Origin of the sequence: Lactobacillus taiwanensis DSM 21401, assembly GCF_001436695.1 — a bacterium.
Taxonomy (GTDB): Bacteria; Bacillota; Bacilli; order Lactobacillales; family Lactobacillaceae; genus Lactobacillus; species Lactobacillus taiwanensis.
Window position 1 is genome coordinate 51,450 of the sequence record NZ_AYZG01000017.1, and the last position, 12,716, is coordinate 64,165.

Below are 12,716 nucleotides of genomic sequence, written 5' to 3' on the forward strand. Positions count from 1 at the left end.
TTAGTTTTAATTACTTTACTTCTTCAACTGTAATTTGTGGTAAAACAGCATCAATTTGGCTCTTAACTGCAATATCTTCAGTAAATGCAGTAGCACCACCACAAGCTGATCCGACTTTCAATGCTTCAACAACATTATGAGTCTTGTAGTAAGTACCTACAAAACCGGCAATCATTGAATCTCCAGCGCCAACTGAGTTAACAGCAGTACCAACAGCAGCACTTGCATGGTAAACATGATCCTTAGTTACTAAGTATGCACCGTCGCCAGCCATAGAAATCATGACGTTTTGTGCACCCATGTCTAAAAGTTTCTTAGCTGCTTCAAGCATTTCTTGATCATTAGCAAAACTTGTATCAAATAATGCTGCTAATTCATGGTGGTTAGGCTTAATAACTAATGGGTGGTATTTCAAAGTTGCAAGTAAAGCTTCCCCAGTAGTATCAATTGCAAATTCAGCACCAGCTTCTCTAATAGTTGGTAATAGTTGTTCATAGAAGTCAGTTGGTAAACTTGGTGCTAAACTACCACTTAATACAACAATATCACCTTCATTAAGATCATCCAAACGCGCCTTAAATGCAGTAATTTCTTGTGCATCAATCTTTGGACCAGCCGCATTAATTTCAGTTTCTTTTTGAGCATGAATTTTCACATTAACACGGGTATCGTCAGAAATAGTTACAAAATCACTTTCAATTTTTTTAACGTTTAATTGGCGAACTAATTCTTTGCCAGTAAAACCACCAACAAATCCCCAAGCAGTGTTATCAACATCAAGTTGGTTCAAAATTTGAGAAACATTAATTCCTTTACCACCAGCTAAAAATTGACAATCATTTGAACGGTTAACACTACCCGCTTCCACCTTTTCTAATTGCATAACATAGTCTAATGCTGGATTAACTGTAACAGTATAAATCATAACCGAGCCTCCTCAACTCTGATTTGTTCAGGCAAGATACTTTCTTTACCCGTACTTAAATTGTTAGTGATGAGTATTGCCTCATTGATATGTGCAAAACTTGCAAAATTTGCTGCACCAATCTTACTACTATCCATTAAAATAAAAGATTCTTTAGCCTGCTTAATTGCAGCCTTCTTGATTCCAGCTTCAGCAGGATCCGGTGTAGTAAATTGCCCTTTTGCGGTTAAACCATTAGCACCAATAAAGGAAACAGTAAAGTTCATTTCCTGAAGTTGCTTCATGGTAGTATTGCCGACTACTGCATGCGTTTCAATCTTCGCCTCGCCCCCTAACAAGCGAGTATAAATTCCATTATCTAAACATGCCAGTGCAACATCAACGCCATTAGTAACTACATGTAAATCATTAACTTCTCGCAAGAATGGCACCATTTCATAAGTTGTGGTTCCAGCATCCAGAAATATATGATCTCCATTAGTAACATGATTCATCACAGCAAAACGTGCAATCTCACGTTTATTGTCAACATTAAGATTAAATCTCACTTGTTGTTCAACATCACGTGAATAATCTTGCAGTGAGCGTGCTCCTCCGTGTACACGAACAATCACGCCCCGCTTTTCTAATTCAATGAGGTCACGGCGAATTGTTGACTCTGATGACTTAGTCAACTTACACAATTCATTAACACGACAGATACTGTGTTTATTAATATAGGTTGCTATAGTTTGTTGACGTTCCTCGGTCAGCATCGTTCATCATCACCTCATTTAATATGATAAACGCTTTCAGATATAAAATCAATCATCTTTCGTCAAAATCATTCATATTCATTCAATATTAGTCAAATCTGAGACTATTAAAAGTGAAAAGTTTTCTATATAAAAATGAGCTAGCACAACATCGCACTAGCCCATTTTCATTAAATTAATTAACCTGAATATATTTTTTATCTTTATAAATAAAATTCATTTTTTCATTAGTAATCCTAATCTCAATTCTCTGATAAATTGGTTTATAACCATTAATTTTCAAACTGATAGTCGCCTTACCATCATCAACCTTTATCTCATAAAGATTATACTCACCTTTTTGATATGCAAAATCAGTCCCGTTATCCTGATAATGAATGTATTTACCATGTTCACCAAATACTCTAAATATCATTTTTTCATCTGGTTTAGAAGAAATATGTTCTTTAACTTCTCCCCACGGTAAAATAGTATTTTTCTTAATAAATAAGGGTAGCTTGTCAATTGGGGCACTGACTAAAATAGTAGTATTACCGCTATAAGTAACATTATTCCAAAAATCAATCCATTCACCTTGTGGCAAATAAACAGTTCTACAGTTTTTACCTTCTTCAACAATTGGTGCTACCACAATATTTGTACCAACCATGTATTCGTCATTCATGTTTTTAACTGCTGGATCAGTTGGATAGTTTAAAACTAAAGGTCGCATAATCGGTAAACCTGTCTTACTTTCTTGAGCAAATAAATCATAAAGATATGGAATAAAATGATATCGCAAATGTAAGTACTTGCGGTATATCGATAGAGTTGGTTCTCCAAAGATCCATGGCTCTTGCGACCGTGTGCCCATAGCAGCATGATTTCGAAGAAGAGGACTAAACACTGCTGTCTCAATCCATCTTGTTAGGAGTTCTGGTGTAGTATCTGCACCAAATCCTCCAATATCGGTCCCCGCAAAAGCAAAACCACTCATTCCTAAATTACATAGCTGTGGAATCATCATTTGTAAATGAACCCATAAACTTTGATTATCACCAGTCCAAACGGTAGAGTATTTTTGCGTTCCCGCATAAGCAGCACGGGTAATCACAAATGGGCGTTTACCAGTTAAATTCTTTAAGCCGTAATAGGTTGCTTTAGCCATATTGTGACCATAAACGTTATGCATTTTAGCATGTGTTGATTCCTTTTTTTCATCACTAAAAATAATATCTTTCGGAATTTCTCCATTAAATGACGCTGGTTCATTCATATCATCCCAGATTCCATCAACATCTAAATCAACTAAAAATTTACAATTTTCTGACCACCATTTTCTGACTGCTCCACGACCAAAATCTGGGTAAACAGCATCTCCCGGCCAAACTTTATTAACATAAACTTGCCCATTCGGTGCTTTTACAAAATATCCTTTTTTAATTCCTTCTTGGTAGACCTGATAACTATCATCCTTTTTGACACCAGGATCAATAATTGTAATCACATGGAAACCTAATTTATGAAGTTTATCAATAAATTTTCTCGGATCATCATAGGTATCTGTCCTCCAGGTAAAAACTCGATAGCCATCCATATAATCAATATCTAAATGGATAGCATCACAGGGCAGGTGATATTTGCGCATCTTAGTAACAATTTCTTCTACCTTTTCAGCACTTATACTATATCCCCACCGAGATTGTTGATATCCTAAAGTCCACTTTTGTGGCAACGGTGTTTTTCCAGTTAAGTAAGTATAATTTTTAACAATTTCTTTTAAGTCACTCCCGCCAATAATGTAATAATCAATATTTCCATTGTCAGCTGCAATGTAGTAGTAGTTATTACTTTCTTTGCCTAAATCAAAATAACTATGATAAGTATTATCGAAAAAAATTCCGTATGGATGATTGTTCTTCAACCCAATTAGAAATGGAACCGACTTATATAAACGAGTAAAACTTTCTACCTGCGGCTCGGGATTATCTGTATTCCAGTTTTCATAGGCATAGTGACGTTTATTTAAAAACCCAGTCTTATCGCCTAAACCATAAAATTGCTCATCGTCTGCTAATTCTTTGACTAGTTCATAGTAGTGGTCATCTTTTCCTCTACTAGTAACTACTTCATGTCCTTCCGACTCGGCCAACTTTTGTTGGCTAGAATCTACTTGTCGGTCAATTGGAATTCGAGAGCCCTGATAGTCAATAATTAAAGGATTTTCTTCTCCATCATAAACATCTATTTTTTTATCGTGATAAACTTTAATGATTAATTTTGAAGTTTTTATTTCAAGATAGTCATTCTTTTTCTCAACTTTAAATTTAGTGTCTATTGCCTTATTTCCTTCAATTGCATATGAATTAGTATGCTCACCGCGATTTTGAAATACACGGATTATCTCAGGTGTTAAGATTGTTAATTCAAGACTAGAATTAGTGAAATTTATCTTTATTTTGTTTTTATTAATCGCATATGTTTTCAAACTATTTGTATTCATAATTAAGCCTCTACATCTTTTTGTATTCGCTTTCAATTTTATCACAAAAAAACTACTCAACTTTTGAAAGCTGAGTAGTTAAATTTTTATTCCTTAATACCTTGTAAGGCACGCTTCATATTCTTCCACATTCCATTATCATCGGTTTGTAAAATAAGGCTTGGGTAGATTTTTCTAATCCACCAAATCGATCCCAGTAAAAATACGAATAAAATTATTAGAGAGATGACTGCTTCTAGGCCAGTCGCATTTCCTTTAATTAGGCGAAGGGGCATTAGGAAAGATGATAAAAATGGTACGTAAGACATAATCATGGCAAAAATACTATCAGGATTATTAGATAAACTCATACTACTAAATAATCCAAGTAAAGTTAAATAAACTAAAGGTTGTACAGACTTGTTAGCATCTTCAGCCTTAGTGACAATTGCACCACAAACAGCCGCATAAACGATGTATAGGATCAAGCCAAGTACGACGAATAAGAGTCCCCAAGAAATTATTTGTCCTAAAGCTTGATCGATAGCAGGCTTTATTTGAGCAAATTTATCTTTTACTCCATCAATATGGGGAGCCATATAGTAAAAGCCAGAAAACATCACAGCATAAATTAACAGTTGAGTAAGAATTTCGAGGAAAATACCTAACACTTTACCATCGAAGTACTTTCCACCAGGCATGCTTGAAAAGATCATTTCCATAATTTTAGTTCCCTTTTCACTCGCAATGTCTTGCGCCATGATAGTGCTATAGGTTTGAACTAAAAAGTATAAAACAAAGATTAAGATCCAAAAAGTAGCGGTCTTTAAATTCTTTTCATCACTTGCATTCAACTTTTTATCATTAGTCTTCTCAGTAAATTTAACTTTTTGAGAAAGTGACTGCATCTGTTCCTCACTGAGCTTAGCGTTTCTTAGATTAAGTGCTTGCTGTTGAGTGTTTAAAACTCTGAACAACTTAGTCTTAACATCATTATCAAGGCTTTCAGTACCATAATAATTTGCGACTAATTGAGTAGAAGTCTCTTTAACCACAATATAACCACTAATATCACCGTCTTTATAGGCTTTTTCAGCTTTTGCCTTATTTTTATATCCATCAAAATCTTCTGTTTTCTTTAATGGCCGAACTATACTCTGATTTTGACTTACTATTCCTACCGTTGTATTACTATCGAAAGCTGAAGATGAACTCATTCCAAAGAAAAAAGAAATCAATAACACAAGAAATGGTGCGAAAATCATTAATAAAAATGACCAATTTTTCACTTCTCTACGATATGTTTCTTTAGCAACTAACCAAGTTTTATTCATTATCTTCACCAGCTTTCATTTTAAAAATTTCATCTAAAGTTGGTGGTTCTTGATCAAAAGTTCGCAAGTATTTTCCATGGGAAAGTGTATTAAAAATTTCTTCTCCATAACTAGCGTCTGTTAACCAAAGTTTGTAGATACCGTTATTTTGTAAAACTACATTTTCAACCCCAGGTAAATTTTTAACATTATCAAGATTCAAGTCCGTTCTGATAAACAATCGAGTTAAGCCGAAATTATTACGAACATCATTTACAGCACCATTTAACACAATATGCCCATTATTAATCATTACTACGTCATCACACAATTCTTCAACATTAGACATATCATGATCCGAAAATAGGATAGTAGCTCCGCGTTTCTTTTCTTGTAAGATTACTTCTTTAATTATTTCGACATTTACTGGATCGAGCCCACTAAAAGGCTCATCCAAAATAATTAAGTTTGGCTGATGAATAAGAGTAGCAATTAATTGGATTTTTTGTTGATTACCTTTAGACAAACTCTTTATTTTATCAGTAATCTGACCCTTAACTTCTAGCTTTTGCATCCAATCTTGCAAATCACTTTTTACTTCATCTTTTTTCATTCCTTTTAAACTAGCCAAAAAACTCACTTGCTCTAAAACAGTTAATTTTGGCATTAAGCTCCGCTCTTCAGGCAAATAGCCAACAGAGTTATAATCACGACTTGAAAAAGACTGACCATCAATAATAATTTTTCCTTGGTACTTAACAAACTTTAGGATGCTATGAAAAAGAGTCGTTTTTCCTGAACCGTTTTTACCAATTAAGCCTAATATCTTTCCATTATCTGCTTGGAAGTTGATATCAAACAAAACTTGTTTGCTTCCAAAGCTTTTATTTAAGTTCTCTACTTGTAACATAGTCTTTTCTTTCTAAGTAAATTTTATTAAAGTTAGGCTTAATTATATCAATATTTTTTCTCAATAGCTGCTAATATACCAAAAATACCTCTCAACTATCCAAAGCTGAGAGGTATTTATCTTTATTTATACATATATTTTGCAGTAGCTTCTTTAGGATCCATCCCATTACGTATCTTCAAAGCAAGTTCAATTGAAACATCAGCGATAATTGATTGCGGATCAATCACATTATAAGGATGGTCTGGAGCTTTTTCTTGAGCAAGAGACAATTCAGTACATCCCAATAAAATCACTTTACAACCATATTTATCATGCATTGTCTTCAAGATCTTATGGTATAAATCATGATCAACAATACCCTTTTCCTTAATATCGCTGTAAATTAATTCGTTAACCATTGGCTGAATTTCTGGACCGCCTAGTTCTACCTTCTTGCCAACACGTTCTAGTTCATCCACATACAGATGATCATAGATAGAACCTTCAGTTGCAATTAAGCCAATCTTTTCCTCACTAGGAAAATCATCCACAAACTTATGCACCGCAATTCGCATCATATGTAAAAATGGTACATCAGTTAATGCAGCCAGATCATCATAAAAGTAATGCGCAGTATTACATGGCATTACAAAGAAATCTGGATTAAGCTTGGCTTGGCTTACTACATCATCCTTTAAATCATAGAAAAAGTTAGGTTTACTATGATCCATAATATATGCTGTTCGGTCAGGAATTTGAGCATCATTTACTAAGATGTAGTTCAAATAATCCTGATCTTTAGCAATTCTTACTCGATGATTAATTAAGCGGACATAACTTTCAGTTGCAATTGTCCCCATTCCGCCAATAATTGAGAAAAAGTGTTTCATTCCTATTCCTCGTCATCTTTTTCTAGTTCATTAATTACACTTTCAGCAACTTTAATATCAGTTGGATATGGTGTATCTACTCCGCGAATCTTTTGGAATGGATCAGCACCCTTACCACAGATCAAAACGATATCATCCTTATTAGACATGGCAATTGCATCGTGAATTGCCTTTTCACGATCTAATTCAATTGTGACATCAACTTTTTCATGATCAATGCCAGCATCAATCTCTTGTGCGATATCCATTGGGTCTTCAAAGCCAGGATCATCTGTTGTTAAGAATGCCTTATTTGCATAAGCAGTTAAGCTTTCGCTAAATCCAGGACGACGAGATACACCCTTATCTCCAGGTGCTCCAACAACCACAATAATCTTAGGATTATTAAACTCACGTTGCATAAAACCCATTAAGGCCATCATAGATGCTTTATTGTGTGCATAATCAACAATCACAGTACCATGATTCTTTGATGGCAAAGCTTCCATACGCCCAGGAATAGTTACGTGGCGAATACCCTTAGCACATTCCTCATAGCTTTCACCAGCAAGTCCAGCACCAATAATAGCAGCTGTACCATTCATTTCATTGAAATCACCAATCATTTGAAGAGTGTAATCTCCAGCAATTGGTAACTTCTTAGCTTTTTCAGAAGCACAGAACAGTTTGAATTCAGTCTCTTTCATATCAGTTTCAACTGATTGGAAGCGGAAGTCAATTGGTTGCTTTAAGTTAGGATTTTCAAAATCGTTTCTTGCAAATAGGTAAATACTATCTGGATTAGTAGTTGTCGTAGCTGCTGCGTAAATCTCATCGAAGTGATCAGACATTGCGTTAATAATACACTTACGTGAGTTAACCATTAATTGCAACTTACAGTGCAAGTAATCCGCAAAGTTAGGGTGTTCATTTGGTCCAATATGGTCTGGAGTAATATTTAAGAAAAATCCTAAATCATAAGTTAAACCAAAGACACGGTTCTTCTTATATGCCTGACTAGAAACTTCCATTACCAAGTGAGTCATACCATTATCAACAGCAGTTCTCATATCACGGAATAAATCTAAGCTTTCAGGCGTAGTCAAACTTGCCTTAAACTTATCTTCAGGCTTGGGTCCGACAATGTCATCTACTGATGAGAATAAGGCTGTACGACCTCCATTAATTTGGTCAAGCATGCCTTTTAAGAAGTAAGCAGAGGTTGTCTTACCCTTAGTACCAGTGAACGCTACAACATATAAATCATCTTGTGGAAATCTGTAAAATGCAGCTGATAAAAGAGCCATAGCTTTAGTTACATCTCTAACAACTAAAGCATGCATTCCTTTACCTTCTGGATAGGGCTGTTCTGCTACATAACAAGTAGCACCACTATCTTTAGCCATTGATAAATAAGTAGGTCTGAAACCTTTACCCTTACAGAAAAACAAAGTATTTGTTTTTATATCACGTGAATCATATGAAATATAATCCATCTTAGTTGGAACTGCATCTTGAACAGCACTTGATTTAAGCAAGTGGTGTTCCTTCAATATTAAGATGCAAGTGTTTAAAGAAATGCTAGAATCGCTCATTTTTTCTCCCTAATTTTTTAATCAATTCAGCCTAAATTATAGCACACCATCATTTCTCTTGGGGGCTATTGAGTGGTAGTTGAATAATAAAACTAGTTAATTCTGCTGTTGACTGACATTTAATGGTTCCACCATGTAGATCAACAATACTTTTTGTAATCGCTAGCCCTAATCCAGTACCGCCAGTTTTTAAATTTCTTGAACTTTCGACACGATAAAAACGATCAAAGATCTTTTGCAAAGATTTCTTAGGGATTTGTTCCCCATTATTTTCAACTCTAAGTTCTACAAATTTGTTATTTACCCTATTTGCAATTAAGTTGATTTCAGTTGCTCCATGTCCATACTTTAAGGCATTTGAAATCAAATTATTTAACATTCGAACAATCATCTTTGCATCTGCATCAATTACGAGATCTCTTGGCCTAGTTATCACATTAAAAGTAATGGTTTTCTTTTCAGCTTCTAATTCAAAACCAGCAGCTACTTGTTCAAGCATCGAATTAACATGCAGCGGTGCTAAAACCAGCTTATTATTTGTCGAAGAGCGCAGAGTAGTATATTCAAATAGATCTTCGGCTAGAGCCTTCATTTGAAGAGCTTTATCATAAGCTATTTGGATGTACTTAGTTTGATCTTCATTTAACTCACTGCTCTTCAATAAGCCAAGATAGCCAATAATCGAAGTTAATGGTGTTCTAATATCATGAGAAACATTAGTAATTAAGTCATCCTTCGATTGCTCTATCTGCCGCTCCTCTTCCATTGAAGCAACAGTACTATCAACTAACGCATTAATTGAATCAATCACTTTTTGCAAATCTGTCTTTACAACAAAGGGAATTCGATGATCAAAATGACCATCTGCAATATAGTGTAATTCATCAATAACGTGACGCAATTGCATTTGTCGATATCTTCTAATTAAGCGCCAATACACTACAATGGCATCGCTGACTAACATGAAGCTAATAAAAAGCCGTTGCCAAGACCATAAATGCACTCCATTAGCAAAAGTAATGGTTTTCTTCAAAAAGAAAATTCCATTTTCTAATCTTGGATCATTTAAGACAGCTAGGTTAATCAAGATAATGATCGAAAGGTTTAAAAGTAAAAGCAAAATAACGGTTATTACGCCTTCACCGAAAAGTTCGCTTTTTTCTTTTGTGGTTAGGATTACTTTCTGCTTTTTCATCCCTACTAAGCCTCTACTTTATAGCCTACTCCCCAGACTGTTTGAATAACTTCTTCACCATCAGTTGCCTTTTGAATCTTATCACGTAAGTGAGAAACGTGTACCATAACAGTTTTAGCAGAAACAACTGATTCTTGTTGCCATACTCTTTCGAATATCTCATCAGCACTAAAAACTCGATTAGGATGGCTAGCAAGCATATATAAAATTCCAAACTCTAAGGCAGTTAATTGGATAACCTTACCAGTTAAAGTTTTAACTTCATGTGAATCTTTATTGATCACTAAAGGTCCTACCTCTAATACATCTGGCTTATCATCTTTTACTTCCTTCTGGCTACGACGAAGAAGTGATCTTACACGTGCCATTACTTCTAATGGATTAAATGGTTTAACTACATAGTCATCTGCTCCAGTAATCAAGCCTTGAATCTTGTCCATATCACTAGTCTTAGCAGAAACCACTAAAATTGGAATCTCTGAATCTTTTCTAACTTCCTTGATAACTTCAATTCCTGACATTTGTGGCATCATAATATCAAGAATCATTAATGCAATTTCTGGATTAGTAGAAAGTTTCGTTAAAGCTTCTTTACCGCTATAGGCAGCAATTGGCTCATAACCTTCATTTTTTAAATATATACTTAATAATTCAACGATTTCTTTATCATCATCAACAACTAAGATCTTCATGAGGATTGCTCCTTATCTATAATTATTTATCACATTAAAAAATCTATTATTAATATTTTACCTGTTTTCCTTTTAATTACCTAAATTAAACCACGTTTTTAAAGAATTATAAAAAAATGGACTCTAGAAAAAATCTCTAGACTCCATTTTTAATTAATCTAATTCTTTTTTACCAGTGTACAACTCGTAGTAGTAACCTTTTTGTTTCAAAAGTTCTTCATGGGTACCACGTTCAATAATATGACCATGGTCTAGAACCAAAATAAGATCTGAGTTAACAATTGTTGATAAACGGTGAGCAATAACAAAACTTGTCCTACCAGCAAGTAAGTTGTCCATACCGGCTTGAACCATACGTTCAGTTCTAGTATCAATACTTGAAGTTGCTTCATCTAGAATCATTACCGGTTCATCCGCAATCATCGCTCTAGCAATACTGAGCAGTTGCATTTGGCCTTGCGACAAATCGCCGCCATCACCATCAATTACAGTTTCATATCCGTCATCAAGTTCATGAATAAACTCATCTGCATGTGCTAAACGCGCAGCTTGATATACTTCATCATCACTAGCATCAGGTTTACCAAAACGAATATTATCCATAATAGTTCCAGTAAAGAGGTGAGTTTCTTGTAAAACAATCGACAAAGAATGTCTCAAATCATTTTTTCTAATTTGAGAAATTGGAACACCATCATAGGTTATCTTTCCGGATTGAATCTCATAGAAGCGGTTAAGCATGTTAGAAATAGTCGTCTTGCCTGCTCCCGTTTCACCAACCAAAGCGACTTTCATACCAGGTTTGGCATTGATATTAATATCATACAAGATTTGATGTTCTGGAACATATGAGAAGTTAACGTGATCAAAGACAATGTGACCTTTAATTGGAACTTTTTTAATATCGCCATTCTTTTCTGGCACATCCCAGTACCAGCTATTCTTAACTTCTTGATTAGGAGACATAATAACATCCCCATTATCAATTTCAGATGGTTCATCTTCTAGTGCAAAAATTCTTTGAGCACCAGCTAAAGCTAGAACAATTGAGTTCAATTGCTGTGAAATTTGAGCAATTGGCATACTAAATTGACGCGATAACTGTAAGAATGAAGCAATTGCACCTAAGGTTAGTGGAGCCCAACCATTAATTGCAGCTGCTCCTCCAATAAATGCAATTAATACATATAATAAGTTTCCCATGTTACCCATAATTGGGAATAGGATTGTTGCATATGTATTAGCTTTTCCAGAAGCTCCACGTAACTCTTCGTTAAACTTATCAAACCCTTCTTCAGCTTCAGGTTCATGAGAGAAGACCTTAATAACTTTTAAACCATTAAGCATCTCTTCGTTATAACCATTGATTTGTCCTAATTTATTCTGTTGTACTTTGAAGTAATAACTAGATTTAATAGTTAAAAATCTAACAATTCCAAATGATAAAGCAAAAATAATAAATGAGAATAAAGTTAGTTGCCAGCTTAAACTAAACATGGCTACAATAACAAAAATCAAACTCAATGCTGAATTTAAGAATTGCGGCAATGACTGCGAAATCATTTGCATCAAGGTATCAATATCGTTAGTATAACGACTCATGATATCCCCATAATTATTTTGATCAAAATAAGCAATTGGCAAAGATTCCATATGAGCAAATGTTTCATTACGGACACGGAACTGAACTTTTTGAGCTAAAACACCCATTAACATACTGAAAAGATAGTTAGAGATGAAGCCAATTGCATAAATCCCAAGCATTACCAAAATTGCGTTTAGAAGTGGGCCATAATTCGGAACTTTTTCATGTAAGAGTGGTGTTACGTAAGTATCAATCAGTCGCTCAATAAATAGCGATCCAATTACAGCAGAAGCAGCTGCTAAAACAATAGTAATTATTGAAACAACTAGCATCCAAGGGCTAGTTGTCAAAACTAATTTTAATAAACGACCAAGGACTTTTATCCTGTTTCCTTTAGGTTGTGTTCTTTCTTTTACTTGATCCATAACTTACTC

The 12,716-nt window shown here is 34.6% G+C and carries 10 protein-coding genes; all 10 read right to left on the bottom strand.

Features of this window, described 5'->3' with window-relative positions; translation table 11 throughout:
• Positions 1 to 10: 10 nt before the first annotated feature.
• Positions 11 to 925 (bottom strand): 1-phosphofructokinase, encoded by a 915-nt coding sequence (gene pfkB / locus FD18_RS03465; RefSeq protein WP_004896540.1) that lies wholly within the window; start codon positions 923 to 925, stop codon positions 11 to 13.
• The gene (locus FD18_RS03470; RefSeq protein ID WP_057718631.1) at positions 922 to 1,680 is read right to left on the bottom strand and encodes a DeoR/GlpR family DNA-binding transcription regulator; all 759 of its coding nucleotides are present in this window, start codon (positions 1,678 to 1,680) and stop codon (positions 922 to 924) included. The genes pfkB and FD18_RS03470 overlap by 4 nt, the downstream gene beginning before the upstream one ends.
• 175 nt (positions 1,681 to 1,855) lie before the next feature.
• Entirely contained in the window at positions 1,856 to 4,162 is a 2,307-nt protein-coding gene (locus FD18_RS03475; RefSeq protein WP_057718633.1) for a glycoside hydrolase family 31 protein, read from the bottom strand.
• Positions 4,163 to 4,248: 86 nt separating this feature from the next.
• Positions 4,249 to 5,475: an ABC transporter permease gene (locus tag FD18_RS03480; protein WP_057718635.1), complete on the bottom strand. Its 1,227-nt coding sequence runs from the start codon at positions 5,473 to 5,475 to the stop codon at positions 4,249 to 4,251.
• Positions 5,468 to 6,364, bottom strand: coding sequence for an ABC transporter ATP-binding protein (locus tag FD18_RS03485; RefSeq protein ID WP_057718637.1), 897 nt, complete (start codon positions 6,362 to 6,364; stop codon positions 5,468 to 5,470). The genes FD18_RS03480 and FD18_RS03485 overlap by 8 nt, the downstream gene beginning before the upstream one ends.
• 122 nt (positions 6,365 to 6,486) lie before the next feature.
• Entirely contained in the window at positions 6,487 to 7,236 is a 750-nt protein-coding gene (locus FD18_RS03490; RefSeq protein WP_057718639.1) for an aspartate/glutamate racemase family protein, read from the bottom strand.
• 2 nt (positions 7,237 to 7,238) lie between these two features.
• Positions 7,239 to 8,810, bottom strand: a complete 1,572-nt coding sequence (locus tag FD18_RS03495) for a UDP-N-acetylmuramoyl-L-alanyl-D-glutamate--2,6-diaminopimelate ligase (protein WP_057718641.1) — start codon at positions 8,808 to 8,810, stop codon at positions 7,239 to 7,241.
• A 49-nt stretch (positions 8,811 to 8,859) separates the two neighbouring features.
• Positions 8,860 to 10,005: a sensor histidine kinase gene (locus FD18_RS03500; RefSeq protein ID WP_057718643.1), complete on the bottom strand. Its 1,146-nt coding sequence runs from the start codon at positions 10,003 to 10,005 to the stop codon at positions 8,860 to 8,862.
• 5 nt (positions 10,006 to 10,010) lie between these two features.
• On the bottom strand, positions 10,011 to 10,697 hold the full coding sequence (croR, locus tag FD18_RS03505) for a response regulator transcription factor CroR (RefSeq protein WP_003649950.1): 687 nt from the start codon (positions 10,695 to 10,697) through the stop codon (positions 10,011 to 10,013).
• Between the two features lie 153 nt (positions 10,698 to 10,850).
• Entirely contained in the window at positions 10,851 to 12,707 is a 1,857-nt protein-coding gene (locus FD18_RS03510; RefSeq protein WP_057718646.1) for an ABC transporter ATP-binding protein, read from the bottom strand.
• Positions 12,708 to 12,716 lie beyond the last annotated feature (9 nt).

What these genes read in the sequence shown, in the direction of transcription:
- FD18_RS03470 (WP_057718631.1), bottom strand. Translation starts at nt 1,680, where the DNA reads ATGCTGACCGAGGAACGTCAACAAACTATAGCAACCTATATTAATAAA.
- FD18_RS03500 (WP_057718643.1), bottom strand. Translation starts at nt 10,005, where the DNA reads ATGAAAAAGCAGAAAGTAATCCTAACCACAAAAGAAAAAAGCGAACTT.
- FD18_RS03490 (WP_057718639.1), bottom strand. Translation starts at nt 7,236, where the DNA reads ATGAAACACTTTTTCTCAATTATTGGCGGAATGGGGACAATTGCAACT.
- FD18_RS03475 (WP_057718633.1), bottom strand. Translation starts at nt 4,162, where the DNA reads ATGAATACAAATAGTTTGAAAACATATGCGATTAATAAAAACAAAATA.
- croR (WP_003649950.1), bottom strand. Translation starts at nt 10,697, where the DNA reads ATGAAGATCTTAGTTGTTGATGATGATAAAGAAATCGTTGAATTATTA.
- FD18_RS03485 (WP_057718637.1), bottom strand. Translation starts at nt 6,364, where the DNA reads ATGTTACAAGTAGAGAACTTAAATAAAAGCTTTGGAAGCAAACAAGTT.
- pfkB (WP_004896540.1), bottom strand. Translation starts at nt 925, where the DNA reads ATGATTTATACTGTTACAGTTAATCCAGCATTAGACTATGTTATGCAA.
- FD18_RS03510 (WP_057718646.1), bottom strand. Translation starts at nt 12,707, where the DNA reads ATGGATCAAGTAAAAGAAAGAACACAACCTAAAGGAAACAGGATAAAA.
- FD18_RS03495 (WP_057718641.1), bottom strand. Translation starts at nt 8,810, where the DNA reads ATGAGCGATTCTAGCATTTCTTTAAACACTTGCATCTTAATATTGAAG.
- FD18_RS03480 (WP_057718635.1), bottom strand. Translation starts at nt 5,475, where the DNA reads ATGAATAAAACTTGGTTAGTTGCTAAAGAAACATATCGTAGAGAAGTG.